This is a genomic window from Flavobacterium macacae (assembly GCF_003865365.1).
Lineage (GTDB): Bacteria > Bacteroidota > Bacteroidia > Flavobacteriales > Flavobacteriaceae > Flavobacterium > Flavobacterium macacae.
The window spans coordinates 40,519-59,505 of record NZ_RQVR01000002.1 but is presented as its reverse complement, the minus strand read 5'-3'; the positions used below and the strand labels follow the sequence as shown (position 1 = coordinate 59,505).

Sequence of the window (18,987 nt, the reverse complement as noted above, 5' to 3'; positions counted from 1 at the left end):
TTCTGAAATTTCAGGAAAGGGCAGTCCCGCTTTCCGTTACAATCTTTTGCCTTGAAAAAAATCAAGGCAAAAGGATTTTCACTTCAAACACGAAGAGTTCACCGAACACTTATGGAAATAAGTGTATTGTGAGGTAATCGGGGTTAGCAGTAAAGGGCAGTGCTTTTCTGGAAACGCTGACAAAATTGCGCATAAAAAAATTTGGTTGCATTTTTGAGTGTTCCTTACCAACAAACTTAGATTCTCAAAAAACGATGGAAGATAAAAACATCAAATTTTCGCCCTCGGTTTTGGCTTGGCCCTTGTTTTCTGTTGTTTTTATGTGGATTGTTTTTTGGGCAGAAATACGTTTCAAGTTAAATCTCACCGAACTCGGAATTTACCCAAGAACTTTTCTCGGATTAAGAGGTATTATCTTCAGTCCGTTTTTACACGGCGATATTGAGCATCTTTATAACAATTCGATTCCGTTATTTCTTTTGATAATGGCGTTGCGTTTTTTTTATCGAAACCAAGCCTTGCGAGTGATTGGTTATGGAATTCTGCTCTCCGGCTTTTTAACGTGGCTGATTGGCCGGGAATCGTATCATATTGGCGCCAGCGGACTGATTTATGTTTTGGTCAGCTTTATATTTTTTAAAGGAATTCAGACCAAATATTACCGATTGGTTGCTGTTTCATTGACTATTATTCTTTTATATGGCGGTATGATCTGGTACATATTTCCTGATGTGCAACAAGGCATTTCTTGGGAAGGCCATCTATCTGGATTAATAACCGGTTATGTTTTTTCATTAGCCATAAAAACGCCTGAATATCAAAAGCCAGTGGTTTATGAATGGGAAAAGCCTGAATACAATGCAGAAGACGATTTGTTTATGAAACATTTTGACGAAAACGGAAACTTTAAGCCGTTGCCAAAACCAGAAGAAATGGAAGTTATTGAAGCAGAATATTTTCAGTCTAATTATACTGTTTTTTATACGATTGTTTCCAGTGCTATTGAAGAGGTTCCCGAAGAAGGTGCAGGGATTCAAAAAGGATAATTAACCGCAGTGACCTAAATAAAAAGTCCGTCAGTGTTTTGAACGCTGACGGACTTTTTTTAAATATTTTTTTATCGCAAAGTTTATCGACAAAGATTGGGACTGACGCTGACGAAAATGCGAAAGGTTTCTCAAATAGCCCTGATGCTGGAATTGTTTGAGCTCTTAAACCTGTAATCCAACAGGTTTAAAGCGAGTTCCTGCAGCAGGAAATGCGATTGTACTATTGCTGGTGTTTCGCTTCAAATTATTTTAGCTTCTTTGACGAACAGCTTCGTAAAGAAATGCGCCACAAGCCACAGAAACATTCAATGACGAAATGGTTCCGAACATGGGCAGTTTTGCTTTTTCATCCACGATTTTTAAAACCGATGGGTTTACACCACGATCTTCAGAACCCATGATGATGGCAACAGGCTCATTTAATGCAATGTCGTAAATGTGTTGGTCTGTTTTTTCAGTTGCGGCAACCGTTTTGATTCCCGAACCTTGAAGGTGGAAAATAGCATCTTTAATATGTTCTACTTTGCAGATCGGCACGTTGAAAACGGCTCCAGCAGAAGTTTTAACGGTATCGCCATTTACGGGAGCGGAGCCGGCTTTTTGAACGATGATTCCGTTCACGCCTGTACATTCTGCAGTTCTGATGATGGCGCCAAAGTTTCTAGCGTCAGAAATTTGGTCTAAAATTAAAAATAGGGGAGTCTTGCCACTTTCGATGACAGATTCGATTAATGTTTCCAAATCTTGGAATGAGATCGGAGCGATTGTTGCTACGGCACCTTGATGGTTGTTGGGCGTTAATCGGTTCAGTTTTTCAACCGGAACGTAAGTGAAATTTACGCTGGCGCGTTTCATGACTTTCATTAAGTCTTTCATCAATTCGCCTGAAATGTCTTTTTGAATGAAGACTTTGTCAACTTCTTTTCCTGCTTGAATAGCTTCGATAATTGCCCTGATTCCGAAAATTTGGTGTTCTTTTTCCATGGCGCAAAGATATAAAAAAACCATCCGTTTTAGCGGATGGTTTTTAAAGAATATTTAGATTAATTTGTTAAGTCTGGCCAATCTGTACCGTCAGTTCTGGTAAGCGTTGTGCTTCCGTATTCTCCATAGGTATTGCTCCAGCTAAATGATAAATTGCTTCCGCTTGTGGTTACATTACTTATTGTGTAGGTGTCTCCGTAATCGTCTGATCCACCAAAAGATAAAGTGTTGCAAATGTCAATTAATGTTACGCCGCTTGCTCCTGGAGGTCCATAAAGGGCTTCCCATCCACCAAAAGATCCGTCAGAAATTGCGTAAACACCACCGCCATTGTCAGTAAATGTTACCGTTCCTGTTTCGGGACCTGGAACAACAAAGCCACCTGGCTCGCCGATGTTAATAGATACAAAATCATAAGTTCCGCCTAAGTCAGAAGGACATGATACAATGTAATTTTGGAAAACTTTGTAAACCGCTGAGTTGGCAATGTCTTGACCAAAATTAGGAGTCGCATCGTTATTTAAGATGTTTAGCTTGCTTCCGTTTGTTAAAGTGATGTCAGCAGAAACGCTTAATACATCTCCTACTTGGAAATCTGCAGCTGAGTTAAGTTCAGTAAAAGCTTCAATGATATCAAATTGTGTCAACGAATAGGCTTTAGGAAATGTTGTTAAATTTGATTCTAAAACGGTTCTGTAAACAGTTGTTCCGGTTTTGTAAAAAAGTACAACATCCATTGAAGCGATATTTCCTTGTCCTTTATCAACTGTGAAATTAATTGTAGTTTCTTCGCCTGATTCTAATGCAATTAAGTCAATAAACGTATTGCTTCCTGTAACTTTTAAAATATTAGGAACTGCACCTTCGTTTAAGCTAATTACAGAATCACCACCGTCATCTTCACAAGATGCTATTGTTAGCAATCCCATTGCTAAAAATGCAAATATAAATCTCATTTTTTTCATTTTTTCCATAGTTTTTAGTTATCCCAAAAGATAGTGTAAGTTGCAGGGTTTTTTTGGCTAGGTGCATTTTGGTTTGAGTTAAGCTCACTTTGAGGCCAAAATAATGATTGTTGGAAACTATTGTTAAGAACAGTTTGTGAATCAATCAAAGGAAAACCATCACCATTGTTTAATTGATATTCTGGAGAAGGCCCGTTTGGATTTGCTAAAACTGGGAATCCAGTTCTTCTGTAATCATTGTATTGATCAAAAGAATCTCCAAAAGTAGCTACCCATTTTTGTGTCATAATTATTTCTAATTTTTTGGTTGGGCTTGCAGGGGTAAACTCTGTCATTATGTTAGCAATAAAAGCGGTCACCTCAGGTGTTCCTGAAAGTACAGGGATGTTTTGTGAGCTTTGATTTCCGGCTACAACTTGATCCACTTTTGCAAAACTAGCTGTCATTGCTTCTTCAAGTTTACTTCCTGCATCGCCAGTCATTAAACCAACTTGAATTAATTCAGCCTGAATGTACAAGAATTCATCATAAGTTAATATTCTGTGAGGAGCTACTCCAGTTCCTCCATTAACGTCCATTTCTATTTTATCTCCATTAGAGTTAGTGTAACCTTCTCCGTCATCATATCTTCCACCTGCTGGAAAAATTCCAGGGTAAGTATACGAGCCTTCTGCGCTTGAATCTCTATCTGGACCTACACTTCCGAAACGGATACTGTAAAAGCCAGTTGAAGCATCCCAATAATCTGCATTTGGATCTCCAGTTGTTGTGTTTCCTTGATCTGGTGGAAATTGTCCTGGTAATAACTGATTGAAGAAATAATAAGGCATTCTTGGATCAGGATTACCATTATGAATATTAGGATTAACACCTTTTAAAATTTCATAAAACCAAGGGCTCATGTATGTAGAAAACTGAGTACTGTTATATGAAGCTAAGAAAAATTTGTTTCTTTCATCTGTTGGTGATTGGTTTCTTGTTTGTGTAAACTGAAAATCATCAGCATTAGACGTAAAGAAGTTACCTTCAGATACAAGAGCGTTAAAATCAGCAGCGTTAAACAAACTTGACAAACGGATTTGATTGTATAACTTTAATTTAAAAGTATTTGCAAATTTAATCCATTTTGTAGTGTTTCCAGAGTAATATAAATCATCAACTCCTGGTTTGTTTAAACCTTGATTGCTTGCAATATTTTCTTTTGCAGTTTCAATTAATTCTAAGATAGAAGCATAAATTTCTTGCTGGTCATCAAATGCAGGACTGATAATGGTTTGTAATTGTGTTGCTTGAGAATAAGGAACATCTCCCCATAAATCAACAGCAACAGACATTAAATACGCTTTTTGCATTTGCGCAAGGCCCACATAAACTAAATCTCCAGATTCAGTTCCTTGTTTGATTAATGTTTCAATATCGTTTAAAGTAAGATAGATATTGTTCCATTCGTTTGACAACAAGCTATTGTCAACTTTAGTTCCATATTGATCTTGCTCTTCTCTAACCACCATTTGATGGGTATATACTTGCAATATATCTCCGGCATAAAATTGAAAATCTGTTGCATTTCCAACGTTAACTTCGATATTTGTAAGTAAAAGATTTAATGGTGCTACCGTTGGGTTGTCACGATCGGTATCTACATCGAGATAGTCGTTACAACTTAAAAGAGAAAGTGCTAATCCGAAGACTAAGACCTTGCTTTTTTGGTTTTTAATATTTTTAAGTGTCATAGTGATTTTTTTTTTAGAAAGTTAAATTAAGCTTAAACCCGTATCTCTTAGCTGTTGGAGCTGTAGAAACTTCAATACCTTGAAGGTTTGATGAGCCATAACTTGTTGTGTCTGGATCAAAGTTTGTGTACTTAGGAACGTTAGGTGCATAATACCAAAGGTTATTTCCCATTACACTAAAACTAATTCTACCAAATGGAGTTTTCTCTAAAAGTTTTGTTGGTACATCGTAAGTTAAGCTTATTTCTCTTAATCTGATTACTGTTCCGTCATAAATTCTTGCTTCATCCACACTATTAATTCCGAATGTGTTTCCTCCTGCAGGAGAGAAATAAAGTTCGTTCATGCTAAGTTGTGTCGTATTTGGAATTTGATTTCCGTTTCCATCCAAAATAGGATTTCCGTCATTATCTCCATAAAAACCAGGAATAACAAAAGTTCTTTCTCTGTCTTCCGTATCTTTTGTTACACCACGACCAAGTAATGATTCGATACTAGAAGAAGAAACGTCTCCGCCTTGTTTCCAATCCACTTGTGTTCTTAATGAGAAACCTTTGTATGAGAATGTATTGATAAAACTCATTTTGAAATCTGCGTTAGGATCACCGATGATTCCTGGCTGTAAATCTTGGATGATTCCTCCTCCAGCTTGGTTAATCAAGTAATTTCCGTTAGCATCTCTTGCGAATTTTGTGCCATAGAAAACACCGAATGCTTCTCCTGGAATTACATATCCAATTTCGTTTACATCCAATGCAAATCGATCAAGTCCGTCAATAAGTTTTGTAACTTTATTTACGTTTTTAGTGAATGTTGAGAATAATGTCCATTTAAAGTTTTCAGTTTGAAAAGGTACAAGAGTTAATCCAACCTCAATACCTTTATTTTCCATTTCTCCAAGATTTGTATTGTAAGTTGTGAATCCTGTAGATGCAGGTACGCTTACTGGAGTAATAAGGTCAGTTGTTACTTTTTTGTATAAACTGAAATCCAAAACTACTCTTCTGTTGAAGAATTCTAAATCGGCACCAACTTCAAATTCTTCAGTAAACTCTGGTGTAATTTGTTGATCTGCAAAATCAGCTCTGTTTCCTAAAACAGGATTTCCGTTATAAGCTTGTCCTAAAGAGAATGTTGTATTTAAAAATTCTGCTGGAGCATCACGACCTACTTTTGCATAACCTCCTCTTAATTTTGCAAATGTCAAGACTTCACTTTCCAAATTTAGAGCTTCGGTTAAAATGAAGGAAGCACTTGCAGAAGGGTAGAAGTAAGATCTGTTGTCTGTTGGTAATGTTGAGCTCCAATCATTTCTTCCGGTTGCATTTAGGAATAAAAAGTCTTTATAAGATAAAGTAATATCAGCAAATACCGCTACGTTTCTTTTTCTGGCACTTTCATCAAGAAGGTTTGATACTGCAAGTGCATTTCTCAAATTGAAAACATCAGGAACAATCAATCCTCTACCATAATTAGCAAGTCTTGTTGTTGTATTCTGCAAAACGTTGTTTCCTAAGATTGCGTTAAGACCAATATCTTCAGTCAACTTATAGTCGAAATTTAATAAAAATGTTGACTCAATGTCTTCATTAGAAAAATCATCATAAGTTAATGAACCAACACCACCTTCAGCTCTTGAGCCAATGTCACGAATTTGTTTTCTGTTTAAGTTGTACTTGTTGTAACCAATTCGGTAGGAAGCGGAAATATTGTCGCTAAATTGATAGTTTAAGTTTAAACCAGCTACAGCTCTATCAGTGCTAGTTTGAATTTGATCATGTTCCCATGACCATAATGGATGATCGTAACCCGCATTTGGAGTTACTGATCTTCCGTCAACAGGATTAACATAAGGTAGATTGAAATCCCAGTTTCTAGCTAAGAATAATGTTCTAGCAAAAGAAGAAGAGGAGCCGTCAAATTGATTTTCTCCAAGGAAACCTCCTAATTGATCCGTTGTAGAGTAGCTTAAATTGGCTCCAACGGTTAATCCATTAGCTAATTTAAAGTTACCACCGGCAGAAATAGATGTTCTGTCATAAGTGTTAAATGGAACATATCCGTCTTGTTTTAAATCAGAAATTGTTGCGCTGAAACTTCCGTCTTCACCAGTATAATTGAATCCAATTGTGTTGTCAACAACGATACCTGTTTTGAACAAGTCTTTAACGTTGTTTGGATTAGCGACATAAGGACGTGTAGCTCCTAATTCAGGAAAAGCAGCAAGCATTGCTGGCCATGTAGGAATTGTTTCTAAGGAATCAAATCTTGGTCCCCAAGAACCATTTGCATTTTGGTAATTGAAATTTGCACCTGCTCCATAAGTATTTTGGTAATCAGGTAGATTCGCAATACTTTCAAAGTAAGTACCTGTCCCAACATTTACGCTAAGTTTATTTCCTTTTTTAGAACCAGGAGATCCTGATTTTGTAGTAATTACGATTACACCATTTACAGCTCTTGAACCATATAATGCCGCTGCAGCAGAGCTTTTAAGCACGTTTACAGAAGCAATGTCATTCGGATCTAAACTTGAAAGGGCGGATTCATATCCTCCACCACCAGTTACCTGGCTTTCTGTTGTTACTTGAGTATTGTTATAGGCGATACCGTCAACAATAATCAATGGTTGAGTGTCTCCAGTAAATGAAGTTGTTCCCCTGATAGTAATCTGACTCGCAGCTCCTGCCATACCAGAAGATACATTAACATTTACACCCGCAACTTTTCCGTTCAATGAACGAATTAAGTCTGGCTCCGCGTCTTCTGTAAGATCTTCAGCTTTAATACTACTCACAGAGTATCCCAAGTCTTTTGGGTTTCTTTTGATACCAAATGCCGTTACAACAACTGCTTCAAGTTCAGTAGCGTCATCGGCTAATTTTACATTAATTGCAGTATTAGAGGCAAGGATTTCTTGAGTTTTCATGCCTATAAAAGTGAATACTAATGTTTGTGTCGATGAAGCTTGAACTTGAAACTTACCATCTAAATCTGTTTGCGATCCAGCAGTTGTGCCTTTCACAGTAACACTTACTCCGGGAAGTGGCAGACCATTTGCGTCAGTAACAGTACCGCTAACTGCTCTCTCTTGAGCAAAAGCAAACTGTGCCACCAGAACCATGAAAAATGTCATGAGCCAGTTAATTTTTGTTTTCATTTTATTAAGGTTTGATTAGTTTATTCAAAATTCTTAATAAAACATTAACAAAACAACATTTTTTTTTAATACTTTTTTTGTATATTTATTGAATTTCAATTCTTAAGAAGAATAAGCTTAGAATTTAGCTTTAAAACTGATATGGATAATTGAGTTAGATAGCTTAATTTGTTGGTCATCTTTACTACCATTAGCATATATTAAATTAAATAATCCGTTTTTTGTTAAAAGTCCAAATCCGAAACCTAAACCCAGTAAATTCCCTTCGTTTTTAGTGGTTTTGTCTTGAAAGTATCCAAAGTCAATAATCGAATGCAGATAAATTGTGGGAGCGACAACATATCGATATTCCGTTAGAATCGAATACAAAGCATTGGCTTGCAAGCTATTTTCATTAAATCCGCGAATGGAGTTGATGCCACCAAAGCGATACAATTCATTGGTAATGTAATCTTCGCTTTGAAGATAAAAACTCTGGCTTCTGATATATATAATGTTTTTGTCATTCAAATATAAGTTTTTACGCAAATCAATATTGGCGAAAAACTGATTGTTGTTTGAGTTTTCAGACGTTCTTTTCCCGGTTCCGCCTTTTATGTTTACCAATGTTTTCTCTGGAAAAAAATAATCATCGTTTTTAAATTGTGTAAATTCAAAATTCCCTGTCAGGAAAGAATTTTCGAAATCACGGATAGTAGAGCCTTGTAAATTTTGAATATCGTTTGAAGTTGCGGACTGATAGCCGATGTAGGCTCTGGTGTTGTAATTGAAATAATAGCCCAAATCAATGGCAGTTTGCGTATTTTGAAACGTGCTGTCTTGTTTGAAAATGGTTAGCGAAGCCTTCATTCCGACCGGAGTCCTAAACATGTAGGGCAGTTCGAGCGCGGCATTAAAAGTAGTCTGTTTGTTTCCATCACTTTTCCAATACAGGTTAAAACGTTCGCCGACATTTAAAGAATTGACCAAAAGCAAATCTAGGTAACCGTTTATTTTTAAGTCGCCCTTGTCGTCATTTCCAAAACCGATAAATCCGTCAAAGCGGTTTGGTTTGGCTTTTTCGACATAAACATACACTTTCGTCGTATCGGTTTTGAATAAAATCTCCGGATATTTGGTTTGTGTCACAAACTGAAATTTCTCAAAATCAGCGTGAATGCTTTTCAGGGTTTCTTGGTTGAAAATTTTATTTTTATAACGCCTCCTGATTTCTTTTTTGTGGCCTTCTGGAAATTTATCATAGCCGTTAATTACGATATCGTTTACTTCCCGAAGCTTTTCGGTTTCAAAATTCAAATCGGCAGTCAAAATATTCTTTTCCGATTTTAAATTTACCAAACGCAATTTGGCTAAAGAATAGCCTTTTTGTTCTAGTTTGTTTAAAGTGGCGTTCAAAAAAGTTTCCGTTTCAGAAAAAGCCATCTTCAAAGTATCTTTTTTGCTGTCTAAAACGCCCAAGTTTTTCAGCTCTGAATTTGAACGTATGTTTATATATATGAAATCCGTTTTTTTGCCCAGCTTAAAATTGAAGACAAAAGTGCTGTCGTTCGTTTTTTTATTCGACACAATCTCATTCTCTAAAAAACCAATACGTTTCAGCTTTTCTGAAAATGAATTCGCTTCGTCAGTAATTCCTTTGGCGTTTGCATGAATTTTTTTATAAGAGATAGAGTCAATTGTCCTTAATTCCGAAGTGGCATCTGCCGTAATTTTCAAATACAGGTTTTGTCCCAAAACATTGAAACTAAAAAAAATAAACACAAAAAGGGGTAGGCTTTTTTTCAAAACAATAAAAATTTTTAGAAGCAAAAGGTTCTGGCTTTATCAGTAATCGGTTTTCTTGCTGAAGCCAGTACTCTTTTATTTTGACCCGAAAAAGAATTTAGGTTCCAGAAAAAAATAAAAGGATACTGGCTACCGTCACGGTTAAATGAAAAACGATTTGTATCTTTTTAAGCCTCAGTAAAAGTAACGCAAAAAAACACGAAAAAATATATAAAAAAATAAAGCAGTGCTAATGTGTGTGAAAATTAATTGATTAAGGTTTGTTTAGAAAAAAAATATTCATACATTTGCAACCCCGTAAAAAGCGGGAAATTTAAATCATAAGAAATTTTTAGTATTAATTATGCCAACAATTCAACAATTAGTAAGAACTGGAAGAACTCAGATGACTAAGAAGAGTAAATCGGTTGCTTTAGATTCTTGTCCTCAAAGAAGAGGGGTTTGTACGCGTGTTTACACTACTACACCAAAAAAACCAAACTCTGCAATGCGTAAAGTAGCGCGTGTACGTTTGACAAATGGTAATGAAGTGAATGCTTACATCCCTGGAGAAGGACACAATTTACAAGAGCACTCGATAGTATTAGTTAGGGGTGGAAGGGTAAAAGATTTACCAGGAGTTAGATACCACATCGTTCGTGGAGCGCTTGATACGTCAGGTGTTGCAGGAAGAACGCAAAGAAGATCTAAGTATGGTGCTAAACGCCCAAAAGAAGCAAAAAAGTAATCTTAAACACGTTATAAGTTAAAAGGGCACGTTTTTATACGATGTACATTAGCGAGTAACAAAAAAACGAAGAAATGAGAAAAAGACAGGCCAAAAAAAGACCTCTTTTGCCAGATCCTAAATTTAACGATCAGTTAGTAACACGTTTCGTGAACAACTTGATGTGGGATGGTAAAAAATCAACTGCTTTCAAAGTATTCTATGATGCATTAGAAATCGTAGAAAACAAGAAACAAGACGCAGAAAAATCTTCATTGGAAATCTGGAAAGATGCCTTGACAAACGTTATGCCTCACGTAGAAGTACGTAGCCGTAGAGTTGGTGGAGCTACATTCCAAATCCCAATGCAAATTAGACCAGACAGAAAAATCTCTATGGCAATGAAGTGGATGATACTTTATGCACGTAGAAGAAATGAGAAATCTATGGCTCAAAAATTAGCTTCTGAAGTTTTGGCTGCTGCTAAAGAAGAAGGTGCTGCTGTTAAAAAGAGAATGGATACTCATAAAATGGCTGAAGCAAATAAAGCATTTTCACACTTTAGATTTTAATTTATAGAAAATGGCTAGAGATTTAAGATATACAAGAAACATAGGAATTGCTGCTCACATTGATGCTGGTAAGACAACAACAACTGAGCGTATATTATTCTATACAGGAAAAAATCACAAAATTGGTGAAACGCACGAAGGTTCTGCAACAATGGACTGGATGGCGCAAGAACAAGAGCGTGGTATTACTATTACATCTGCAGCGACAACTTGTGAGTGGAATTTTCCATCAAACCAAGGTAAAGTGTTGCCGGAATCTATTCCGTACCATTTTAATATTATTGATACTCCTGGACACGTTGACTTTACCGTAGAGGTAAACCGTTCGTTACGTGTACTTGATGGGTTGGTTTTCTTGTTTAGTGCAGTTGATGGTGTTGAGCCTCAATCTGAAACAAACTGGAGGCTTGCTGACCAATATAGAGTTCCTCGTATGGGATTCGTAAATAAAATGGACCGTCAAGGTTCTAACTTTTTGAATGTTTGTCAACAAGTTAGGGATATGCTAAAATCAAACGCAGTTGCAATCACTTTGCCAATCGGTGAAGAGAATGATTTCAAAGGTGTAGTTGATTTGGTAAAAAACCAAGCTATTATCTGGCATGATGAAAATCATGGTGCTACATATGATATCGTTCCGATTCCGGAAGATATGGTTGATGAAGTTAAAGAGTACCGTTCAGCATTGATTGAAGCAGTTGCTGATTATGATGAGAATCTTTTGGATAAGTACATGGAAGATGAAACTTCTATTACTGAAGAAGAAATCAACAAAGCTTTAAGAGCGGCTACAATTGACATGGCTATTATTCCAATGTTATGTGGTTCCTCATTTAAAAATAAAGGTGTTCAGTTTTTATTAGATGCAGTTTGTAAATACTTGCCGTCTCCAATGGAGAAAGAAGGTATTTGGGGAATCCATCCAGATGACGCTGAATTGCTAGAAGAAGATCAAACGCCTATTTTGCGTAAGCCAGATGTTAAGGAGCCATTCGCTGCTTTAGCATTTAAGATTGCAACTGATCCTTTCGTAGGACGTTTAGCTTTCTTCCGTGCTTATTCAGGACGTTTAGATGCTGGTTCTTATATTTTGAACACGCGTTCAGGTAATAAAGAAAGAATTTCTCGTATCTACCAAATGCATGCTAACAAGCAAAACCCAATCGAGTATATCGAAGCGGGTGATATTGGGGCTGCAGTTGGATTTAAAGATATCAAGACAGGAGATACAATGTGTGATGAAAAACACCCAATTATTCTTGAGTCAATGAAATTCCCAGATCCTGTAATTGGGGTTGCAATTGAGCCTAAAACAAAAGCTGACGTTGATAAAATGGGTATGGCTTTGGCTAAATTGGCTGAAGAAGATCCAACATTTACGGTAAGAACAGATGAGTCTTCGGGCCAAACTGTTATTTCTGGAATGGGTGAGCTTCACTTAGATGTACTTATTGACCGTATGAGACGTGAATTTAAAGTTGAGGTAAATCAAGGTGAGCCTCAGGTTGAATACAAAGAAGCTTTCACTAGGTCTGCTCAACATAGAGAAACATACAAAAAACAATCAGGTGGTCGTGGTAAATTCGGTGATATCGTATTTAAACTTGAGCCAGCTGAAGAAGTGGACGGTAAAGTTCCTGTAGGTTTACAGTTCATCAATGCAGTTAAAGGTGGTAACGTTCCTAAGGAATATATCCCATCTGTAGAAAAAGGTTTCAGAGAGGCAATGAAAACGGGTCCTTTAGCAGGATACCAAGTTGATAGCTTGAGAGTAACTTTATTGGATGGATCTTTCCACCCGGTGGATTCTGATGCGCTTTCTTTTGAATTAGCGGCAAGAATGGGTTATAGAGAAGTGGCTAAGGCTGCTGGAGCTGTAATTCTTGAGCCAATCATGAAGATGGAAGTAATCACGCCAGAAGAAAACATGGGAGATATCGTTGGTGATATCAACCGTCGTAGAGGTCAGGTGAATGATATGGGTGATAGAAATGGTGCTAAAACAATTAAAGCTGATGTGCCATTATCTGAAATGTTCGGTTATGTAACAACATTAAGAACATTGTCATCAGGTAGAGCTACTTCAACAATGGAGTTTTCTCACTATGCTGAAACGCCTTCTAGTATTTCAGAAGCGGTAATCAAAAAAGCAAAAGGTAACGCTTAATTCTAAAGAAAATGAGTCAAAAAATCAGAATAAAATTAAAATCTTACGATCACATGTTGGTAGACAAGTCTGCTGAAAAGATTGTAAAAACCGTAAAAAGCACAGGTGCGGTTGTAACGGGTCCAATTCCATTGCCAACGCACAAAAAACTTTTCACAGTATTGCGTTCTCCGCACGTTAACAAAAAAGCGAGAGAGCAGTTTGAAGTAATGTCATACAAAAGATTGATTGACATTTATTCTTCTTCTTCAAAAACTATTGACGCGCTAATGAAATTAGAGTTGCCAAGTGGGGTTGAAGTTGAAATCAAAGTATAATTTTATTATATTTTCATAAAAAAAAGCGAGACAGAAATGTTTCGCTTTTTTTGTGTCTATCATTAAAGAAAAATAGTTTTCTTAAAATTATTTTGTGATATTTTATATTTCAAAGCAATTGCTTGTTTCAAGTATATTAGGGCTTTAGCTGTTTTTTTTGGTTTTATTCCGGGATTTTTTCTACCTATTTTTGGCGGTTTAAAATTCTTTCCAGCCATGCAGTTCTTGAGATTGCATTGGGTTTTTAAAGTGCAATTGTTTTGAAATCAGCTATATATTCAATTTAATTTTTTGTAACTGTTTGGTATATTCGATTTTAATAGCTACTTTTGCACTCCCTGTTTGGAAACTTATGTGGTTTTCAAATTGAAGGGAATTTTAATAATCAATAATTAATTATTTATGTCTGGGTTAATTGGTAAAAAAATCGGCATGACTAGTATTTTCGACGAAAACGGGAAAAACATTCCTTGTACAGTAATCGAAGCTGGACCATGCGTTGTTACCCAAGTCAGAACCAAAGGTGTTGACGGGTATGAAGCGTTACAGCTTGGTTTCGATGACAAAAACGAGAAGCACTCCACTAAAGCGGCTGTAGGCCACTTTAAAAAAGCTGGAACTGTTGCGAAGAAAAAAGTCGTTGAATTCAAGTTTGAGAACGAGTACAATTTAGGTGATGTATTGACAGTTGATGTCTTTGCAGAAGGTGAATTTGTAGATGTTCAAGGTGTATCTAAAGGTAAAGGTTTTCAAGGGGTTGTGAAACGTCACGGTTTTGGTGGTGTTGGACAAGCAACTCACGGTCAGCACAACCGTTTAAGAGCGCCAGGATCTGTAGGAGCTTCTTCTTATCCTTCTAGAGTATTCAAAGGAATGCGTATGGCGGGAAGAATGGGTACTGACAATGTAACGGTTCAAAACTTAAGAGTTTTGAAAGTTGTTGCAGATAAGAACCTACTTTTAGTAAAAGGATGTGTTCCAGGACACAATAACTCTTATGTAATCATTCAGAAGTAATGGAAGTAAAAGTTTTAAATTTCAACGGAAAAGAAACTGGCAGAACGATCACTCTTTCTGATTCAGTATTCGCAATTGAGCCAAATAATCACGCAGTATACCTTGATGTGAAGCAATATCTTGCTAATCAAAGACAAGGAACGCACAAAGCTAAAGAAAGAGCTGAAGTTGCGGGATCTACTCGTAAGATTAAAAAACAAAAAGGAACCGGTACGGCTCGTGCTGGTAGTGCAAAAAACCCTTTGTTTAAAGGTGGAGGTACAGTTTTCGGTCCAAGACCAAGAAGTTATTCATTCAAATTGAATAAAAGCTTGAAAAGATTGGCAAGAAAATCAGCTTTCTCTATCAAAGCAAAAGAATCAAATATTACAGTTCTAGAAGACTTTACTTTTGATGCTCCAAACACTAAAAATTTCATTAACGTTTTGAAAGCTTTAGGGTTAGAGAATAAAAAATCTCTATTCGTGTTGGGTGACTCAAATAAAAATGTATATTTGTCATCACGTAATTTGAAGTCATCTAGCGTTGTAAGTAGTTCAGAATTAAGTACTTATGCTATTTTAAATGCAAATAATTTAGTGCTTTTAGAAGGATCTTTAGAAGGAATTGAAGAAAATTTAAGCAAATAATAAGCTATGAGTATTATAATTAAACCAATTATCACAGAAAAAATCACCAAAGAAGGTGAGCTTTTCAATCGTTTTGGATTTATTGTAGATAAAAAAGCAAACAAAATTCAAATTAAGAATGCTGTAGAGGCTGCTTATGGAATTTCGGTTGTTGAAGTAAATACAATGAACTACAGAGCTGATAGATCAACGAAGTACACAAAGAGTGGTATCATTAATGGAAAGACAAATGCTTACAAAAAAGCAATCGTTCAAGTACAAGAAGGAGAAACCATCGATTTTTATAATAATATCTAAAATAAGGCAGAAACATGTCAGTTAGAAAATTAAAACCTATTACCCCGGGTCAGCGTTTTAGAGTTGTTAATGGTTTTGACGCCATTACAACTGATAAGCCGGAGCGTTCATTGATCGCACCGATAAAAAACTCAGGCGGTAGAAATAGTCAAGGAAAGATGACCATGCGTTATACGGGTGGTGGTCACAAGCAGAGATATCGTATCATCGATTTCAAAAGAACTAAAGATGGGATTCCAGCTTCAGTAAAATCTATTGAATATGATCCAAATCGTACTGCATTTATCGCTTTGTTGGCTTATGCTGATGGAGCAAAAACTTATGTTATTGCACAAAACGGATTGCAAGTAGGTCAGAAAGTAGTTTCTGGTGTAGATGCTTCTCCTGAAATCGGTAATACATTACCATTGAGTAAAATTCCTTTGGGAACTGTTATCTCTTGTATCGAATTGCGTCCAGGTCAAGGAGCTGTAATTGCTCGTTCTGCTGGAACTTTCGCTCAATTAATGGCAAGAGATGGGAAATACGCAACAATTAAAATGCCTTCAGGTGAAACAAGATTAATCTTGCTTACTTGTTCAGCTACAATTGGAGCGGTATCTAATTCTGATCATCAATTAGTTGTATCTGGAAAAGCAGGTAGATCAAGATGGTTGGGTAGAAGACCAAGAACAAGACCAGTAGCGATGAACCCTGTTGATCACCCAATGGGTGGTGGTGAAGGACGTTCTTCTGGTGGACACCCTCGTTCTAGAAACGGAATACCTGCTAAAGGTTATAGAACCCGTTCTAAGAAAAACCCGAGTAACAAGTATATCGTAGAACGTAGAAAGAAATAATAAGATATGGCACGTTCATTAAAAAAAGGACCTTTTGTTCACTATAAATTAGATAAAAAAGTTCAAGCAAACGTAGAAAGCGGTAAAAATAGTGTGGTTAAGACTTGGTCTAGAGCATCTATGATTACTCCAGATTTTGTTGGACAAACTATCGCAGTTCATAACGGTCGTCAGTTTGTACCAGTTTACGTAACAGAAAACATGGTAGGTCACAAATTAGGAGAATTTTCACCAACAAGATCTTTTAGAGGTCACGCTGGAGCAAAAAACAAAGGTAAAAAATAAGAAGCAATGGGAGTTCGTAAAAGAGAAAGAGCTGAAGGCATCAAAGAAGCTAACAAGCAGATTGCCTTCGCAAAATTGAATAACTGCCCTACTTCACCTAGAAAAATGCGTTTAGTAGCAGATCTAGTAAGAGGTCAGAAAGTGGAAAGAGCTTTGAATATTTTAAGATTCAGCTCTAAAGAAGCTTCAAGAAAGTTAGAGAAACTTTTGTTATCTGCAATCAACAATTGGGAGCAGAAAAATGCAGAAGGTAACGTAGCTGAAGCAGGCTTAATCGTTAAAGAGATCAGAGTAGATGGTGGAATGATGTTGAAAAGACTTCGTCCAGCTCCACAAGGTCGCGCACACAGAATTAGAAAACGTTCTAACCACGTAACAATCGTATTAGGGCAATTAGATAACACACAAGCAAATAATTAAGATGGGACAAAAGACAAATCCAATTGGAAATAGACTTGGTATCATCAGAGGATGGGACTCTAACTGGTATGGTGGAAATGACTACGGTGATAAACTTGCCGAAGACTACAAAATCAGAAAGTATATCCACGCTCGTTTATCAAAAGCTAGTGTATCAAAAGTAATCATCGAGAGAACTTTGAAACTTGTAACCGTTACTATCACTACTGCTAGACCTGGTATCATTATCGGAAAAGGCGGACAAGAGGTAGACAAGTTGAAAGAAGAACTTAAGAAAGTTACTGACAAAGAGGTTCAAATTAACATCTTTGAAATCAAAAGACCTGAACTAGATGCTTACTTAGTAGGTACTTCTATCGCGCGTCAAATTGAAAGCAGAATTTCTTACAGAAGAGCTATCAAAATGGCAATTGCGGCTGCAATGCGTATGAATGCTGAAGGTATCAAAGTATTGATTTCTGGTCGTTTGAATGGAGCTGAAATGGCTCGTTCAGAAGGTTTTAAAGAAGGACGTATTCCTCTATCAACTTTCAGAGCTGACATCGATTACGCTTTGGCTGAAGCACATACTACTTATGGTAGAATGGGAATCAAAGTGTGGATCATGAAAGGTGAAGTTTACGGTAAAAGAGATCTATCTCCACTAGTTGGAATGGATAAAAAACAAGCCGGTGCTGGTGGAAAAGGTGGCGATTCTTCAAGAGGAGATCGTAAGCCTTTCAACAAAGACAGAAAACCAGGTGGAGATCGTAAAAGAAAGTAATTTTTAAATTAAAGAAAAATGTTACAGCCTAAAAGAACAAAATACCGTAAGGTACAGAAGGGTAAAATGAAAGGGAATGCCAACAGAGGTCATGAACTTTCTAATGGAATGTTTGGTATTAAATCTGTCCATGAAGATGGAATGTTCTTGACTTCTCGTCAAATTGAAGCAGCTCGTATTGCTGCAACTCGTTTCATGAAAAGAGAAGGACAATTATGGATCAAAATATTTCCAGACAAACCAATCACAAAGAAACCTCTAGAGGTACGTATGGGTAAAGGAAAAGGTGCCGTAGAATATTGGGCAGCTGTTGTTAAACCAGGAAGAATTATGTTTGAAGTTGGAGGAGTTCCTTTGTCAGTTGCAAAAGAGGCGTTGCGTCTTGCGGCTCAAAAACTTCCAGTAAAAACTAAATTCGTCGTTGCTAGAGATTTCGAAGCATAATTAATATTTATTATGAAACAATCAGAAATTAAAGATCTGTCTATTGCTGAATTACAAGAGAAATTATCTCAGCTTAAGAAGACATATGCCGACTTAAAAACCGCTCATACTATCTCACCAATCGAAAACCCACTTCAGGTAAGAAGCGTTAGAAGATCGGTTGCTAGAGTAGCTACTGAGATAAGCAAAAGAGATTTACAATAATTGTATTCTGCTCAAAGATGGAAGATAAAAGAAATTTAAGAAAAGAAAGAGTTGGGGTTGTTACTAGCAACAGAATGGAGAAATCTATTGTTGTTTCTGAAACAAGAAAAGTAAAACACCCACTATACGGTAAGTTCGTGTTGAAAACAAAGAAATACGTTGCACACGACGAAACAAACGACTGTAACATTGGAGATACTGTAAGAATTAGCGAAACGCGTCCTTTAAGTAAATCAAAATGTTGGAGATTAGTTGAAATCATTGAAAGAGCTAAATAATTATGGTACAACAAGAATCAAGACTAAAAGTAGCAGATAACACAGGAGCTAAAGAAGTTTTAACTATCCGTGTTTTAGGAGGTACCAAAAGAAGGTATGCCTCTGTTGGTGACAAGATTGTAGTTTCTATCAAAGATACAACTCCAAACGGAAGCGTTAAAAAAGGAGCTGTTTCAACTGCAGTTGTTGTGCGTACCAAAAAAGAAGTGAGAAGAGCCGATGGTTCTTATATCCGTTTCGATGACAATGCATGTGTTCTTTTGAACGCTGCAGGAGAAATGAGAGGAACTCGTGTTTTTGGACCAGTAGCAAGAGAGCTTCGTGAAAAACAATTCATGAAGATTGTATCATTAGCACCAGAAGTGCTTTAATT

The 18,987-nt window shown here is 36.6% G+C and carries 22 protein-coding genes; 16 read left to right on the top strand and 6 right to left on the bottom strand.

The window, feature by feature from the left end; genetic code table 11:
• Positions 1-254: 254 nt before the first annotated feature.
• Positions 255-1,046, top strand: a complete 792-nt coding sequence (locus EG849_RS02040; protein ID WP_125011421.1) for a rhomboid family intramembrane serine protease — start codon at positions 255-257, stop codon at positions 1,044-1,046.
• A 252-nt stretch (positions 1,047-1,298) separates the two neighbouring features.
• Here EG849_RS02040 and rlmB read toward each other — a convergent pair whose 3' ends face one another.
• The 5 genes from rlmB to EG849_RS02010 all read right to left on the bottom strand — a co-directional run bounded on the left by rlmB (position 1,299) and on the right by EG849_RS02010 (position 9,607).
• Positions 1,299-2,033: a 23S rRNA (guanosine(2251)-2'-O)-methyltransferase RlmB gene (gene rlmB, locus EG849_RS02035; protein ID WP_125011420.1), complete on the bottom strand. Its 735-nt coding sequence runs from the start codon at positions 2,031-2,033 to the stop codon at positions 1,299-1,301.
• A gap of 59 nt (positions 2,034-2,092) precedes the next feature.
• Positions 2,093-2,989 (bottom strand): hypothetical protein, encoded by an 897-nt coding sequence (locus tag EG849_RS02030; RefSeq protein ID WP_125011419.1) that lies wholly within the window; start codon positions 2,987-2,989, stop codon positions 2,093-2,095.
• A gap of 23 nt (positions 2,990-3,012) precedes the next feature.
• Positions 3,013-4,731: a SusD/RagB family nutrient-binding outer membrane lipoprotein gene (locus EG849_RS02020; RefSeq protein WP_125011417.1), complete on the bottom strand. Its 1,719-nt coding sequence runs from the start codon at positions 4,729-4,731 to the stop codon at positions 3,013-3,015.
• Between the two features lie 13 nt (positions 4,732-4,744).
• Positions 4,745-7,891: a SusC/RagA family TonB-linked outer membrane protein gene (locus tag EG849_RS02015; RefSeq protein ID WP_125011416.1), complete on the bottom strand. Its 3,147-nt coding sequence runs from the start codon at positions 7,889-7,891 to the stop codon at positions 4,745-4,747.
• 117 nt (positions 7,892-8,008) lie between these two features.
• The gene (locus tag EG849_RS02010; protein WP_233581736.1) at positions 8,009-9,607 is read right to left on the bottom strand and encodes a BamA/TamA family outer membrane protein; all 1,599 of its coding nucleotides are present in this window, start codon (positions 9,605-9,607) and stop codon (positions 8,009-8,011) included.
• Positions 9,608-10,019: 412 nt separating this feature from the next.
• On the opposite strand from EG849_RS02010, the gene rpsL reads away from it, so the two are divergent.
• From rpsL to rpsJ, 4 genes are all read left to right on the top strand, one after another.
• Complete coding sequence (gene rpsL, locus EG849_RS02005) at positions 10,020-10,403, top strand: 30S ribosomal protein S12 (protein ID WP_022828353.1); 384 nt, start codon at positions 10,020-10,022, stop codon at positions 10,401-10,403.
• A 74-nt stretch (positions 10,404-10,477) separates the two neighbouring features.
• The gene (rpsG, locus tag EG849_RS02000) at positions 10,478-10,954 is read left to right on the top strand and encodes a 30S ribosomal protein S7 (RefSeq protein WP_121376831.1); all 477 of its coding nucleotides are present in this window, start codon (positions 10,478-10,480) and stop codon (positions 10,952-10,954) included.
• Between the two features lie 10 nt (positions 10,955-10,964).
• A complete protein-coding gene (gene fusA, locus EG849_RS01995; RefSeq protein WP_125011414.1) occupies positions 10,965-13,121 on the top strand; it encodes an elongation factor G in 2,157 nt (718 codons plus the stop codon).
• Positions 13,122-13,132: 11 nt separating this feature from the next.
• The gene (rpsJ, locus tag EG849_RS01990) at positions 13,133-13,438 is read left to right on the top strand and encodes a 30S ribosomal protein S10 (RefSeq protein WP_011963470.1); all 306 of its coding nucleotides are present in this window, start codon (positions 13,133-13,135) and stop codon (positions 13,436-13,438) included.
• Positions 13,439-13,500: 62 nt separating this feature from the next.
• Here rpsJ and EG849_RS15805 read toward each other — a convergent pair whose 3' ends face one another.
• Positions 13,501-13,656 (bottom strand): hypothetical protein, encoded by a 156-nt coding sequence (locus tag EG849_RS15805; protein ID WP_233581735.1) that lies wholly within the window; start codon positions 13,654-13,656, stop codon positions 13,501-13,503.
• A 184-nt stretch (positions 13,657-13,840) separates the two neighbouring features.
• Here EG849_RS15805 and rplC point away from each other — a divergent pair, with 184 nt between their 5' ends.
• The 11 genes from rplC to rplN are packed head-to-tail and all read left to right on the top strand — an operon-like array spanning position 13,841 to position 18,985.
• The gene (gene rplC, locus EG849_RS01985; protein ID WP_125011413.1) at positions 13,841-14,455 is read left to right on the top strand and encodes a 50S ribosomal protein L3; all 615 of its coding nucleotides are present in this window, start codon (positions 13,841-13,843) and stop codon (positions 14,453-14,455) included.
• On the top strand, positions 14,455-15,084 hold the full coding sequence (gene rplD, locus EG849_RS01980) for a 50S ribosomal protein L4 (protein WP_125011412.1): 630 nt from the start codon (positions 14,455-14,457) through the stop codon (positions 15,082-15,084). The genes rplC and rplD overlap by 1 nt, the downstream gene beginning before the upstream one ends.
• A 6-nt stretch (positions 15,085-15,090) precedes the next feature.
• Positions 15,091-15,381, top strand: coding sequence for a 50S ribosomal protein L23 (gene rplW / locus EG849_RS01975; RefSeq protein WP_125011411.1), 291 nt, complete (start codon positions 15,091-15,093; stop codon positions 15,379-15,381).
• Between the two features lie 14 nt (positions 15,382-15,395).
• Positions 15,396-16,220 (top strand): 50S ribosomal protein L2, encoded by an 825-nt coding sequence (gene rplB, locus EG849_RS01970; protein ID WP_125011410.1) that lies wholly within the window; start codon positions 15,396-15,398, stop codon positions 16,218-16,220.
• 6 nt (positions 16,221-16,226) lie between these two features.
• Positions 16,227-16,505, top strand: a complete 279-nt coding sequence (gene rpsS / locus EG849_RS01965; protein WP_125011409.1) for a 30S ribosomal protein S19 — start codon at positions 16,227-16,229, stop codon at positions 16,503-16,505.
• Positions 16,506-16,511: 6 nt separating this feature from the next.
• Entirely contained in the window at positions 16,512-16,925 is a 414-nt protein-coding gene (gene rplV / locus EG849_RS01960; protein WP_026706244.1) for a 50S ribosomal protein L22, read from the top strand.
• Position 16,926: 1 nt separating this feature from the next.
• Positions 16,927-17,688, top strand: coding sequence for a 30S ribosomal protein S3 (gene rpsC / locus EG849_RS01955; RefSeq protein WP_125011408.1), 762 nt, complete (start codon positions 16,927-16,929; stop codon positions 17,686-17,688).
• Between the two features lie 18 nt (positions 17,689-17,706).
• Positions 17,707-18,132, top strand: coding sequence for a 50S ribosomal protein L16 (gene rplP / locus EG849_RS01950; protein WP_125011407.1), 426 nt, complete (start codon positions 17,707-17,709; stop codon positions 18,130-18,132).
• 12 nt (positions 18,133-18,144) lie between these two features.
• Complete coding sequence (gene rpmC, locus EG849_RS01945; protein ID WP_125011406.1) at positions 18,145-18,336, top strand: 50S ribosomal protein L29; 192 nt, start codon at positions 18,145-18,147, stop codon at positions 18,334-18,336.
• 17 nt (positions 18,337-18,353) lie between these two features.
• On the top strand, positions 18,354-18,614 hold the full coding sequence (gene rpsQ, locus EG849_RS01940) for a 30S ribosomal protein S17 (protein WP_125011405.1): 261 nt from the start codon (positions 18,354-18,356) through the stop codon (positions 18,612-18,614).
• A 2-nt stretch (positions 18,615-18,616) separates the two neighbouring features.
• The gene (rplN, locus tag EG849_RS01935; RefSeq protein WP_072945394.1) at positions 18,617-18,985 is read left to right on the top strand and encodes a 50S ribosomal protein L14; all 369 of its coding nucleotides are present in this window, start codon (positions 18,617-18,619) and stop codon (positions 18,983-18,985) included.
• The last annotated feature ends 2 nt before the right edge of the window (positions 18,986-18,987 follow it).

What these genes read in the sequence shown, in the direction of transcription:
- EG849_RS02040 (WP_125011421.1), top strand. Translation starts at nt 255, where the DNA reads ATGGAAGATAAAAACATCAAATTTTCGCCCTCGGTTTTGGCTTGGCCC.
- rlmB (WP_125011420.1), bottom strand. Translation starts at nt 2,033, where the DNA reads ATGGAAAAAGAACACCAAATTTTCGGAATCAGGGCAATTATCGAAGCT.
- EG849_RS02030 (WP_125011419.1), bottom strand. Translation starts at nt 2,989, where the DNA reads ATGAGATTTATATTTGCATTTTTAGCAATGGGATTGCTAACAATAGCA.
- EG849_RS02020 (WP_125011417.1), bottom strand. Translation starts at nt 4,731, where the DNA reads ATGACACTTAAAAATATTAAAAACCAAAAAAGCAAGGTCTTAGTCTTC.
- EG849_RS02015 (WP_125011416.1), bottom strand. Translation starts at nt 7,891, where the DNA reads ATGAAAACAAAAATTAACTGGCTCATGACATTTTTCATGGTTCTGGTG.
- rpsL (WP_022828353.1), top strand. Translation starts at nt 10,020, where the DNA reads ATGCCAACAATTCAACAATTAGTAAGAACTGGAAGAACTCAGATGACT.
- rpsG (WP_121376831.1), top strand. Translation starts at nt 10,478, where the DNA reads ATGAGAAAAAGACAGGCCAAAAAAAGACCTCTTTTGCCAGATCCTAAA.
- fusA (WP_125011414.1), top strand. Translation starts at nt 10,965, where the DNA reads ATGGCTAGAGATTTAAGATATACAAGAAACATAGGAATTGCTGCTCAC.
- rpsJ (WP_011963470.1), top strand. Translation starts at nt 13,133, where the DNA reads ATGAGTCAAAAAATCAGAATAAAATTAAAATCTTACGATCACATGTTG.
- EG849_RS15805 (WP_233581735.1), bottom strand. Translation starts at nt 13,656, where the DNA reads ATGGCTGGAAAGAATTTTAAACCGCCAAAAATAGGTAGAAAAAATCCC.
- rplC (WP_125011413.1), top strand. Translation starts at nt 13,841, where the DNA reads ATGTCTGGGTTAATTGGTAAAAAAATCGGCATGACTAGTATTTTCGAC.
- rplD (WP_125011412.1), top strand. Translation starts at nt 14,455, where the DNA reads ATGGAAGTAAAAGTTTTAAATTTCAACGGAAAAGAAACTGGCAGAACG.
- rplW (WP_125011411.1), top strand. Translation starts at nt 15,091, where the DNA reads ATGAGTATTATAATTAAACCAATTATCACAGAAAAAATCACCAAAGAA.
- rplB (WP_125011410.1), top strand. Translation starts at nt 15,396, where the DNA reads ATGTCAGTTAGAAAATTAAAACCTATTACCCCGGGTCAGCGTTTTAGA.
- rpsS (WP_125011409.1), top strand. Translation starts at nt 16,227, where the DNA reads ATGGCACGTTCATTAAAAAAAGGACCTTTTGTTCACTATAAATTAGAT.
- rplV (WP_026706244.1), top strand. Translation starts at nt 16,512, where the DNA reads ATGGGAGTTCGTAAAAGAGAAAGAGCTGAAGGCATCAAAGAAGCTAAC.
- rpsC (WP_125011408.1), top strand. Translation starts at nt 16,927, where the DNA reads ATGGGACAAAAGACAAATCCAATTGGAAATAGACTTGGTATCATCAGA.
- rplP (WP_125011407.1), top strand. Translation starts at nt 17,707, where the DNA reads ATGTTACAGCCTAAAAGAACAAAATACCGTAAGGTACAGAAGGGTAAA.
- rpmC (WP_125011406.1), top strand. Translation starts at nt 18,145, where the DNA reads ATGAAACAATCAGAAATTAAAGATCTGTCTATTGCTGAATTACAAGAG.
- rpsQ (WP_125011405.1), top strand. Translation starts at nt 18,354, where the DNA reads ATGGAAGATAAAAGAAATTTAAGAAAAGAAAGAGTTGGGGTTGTTACT.
- rplN (WP_072945394.1), top strand. Translation starts at nt 18,617, where the DNA reads ATGGTACAACAAGAATCAAGACTAAAAGTAGCAGATAACACAGGAGCT.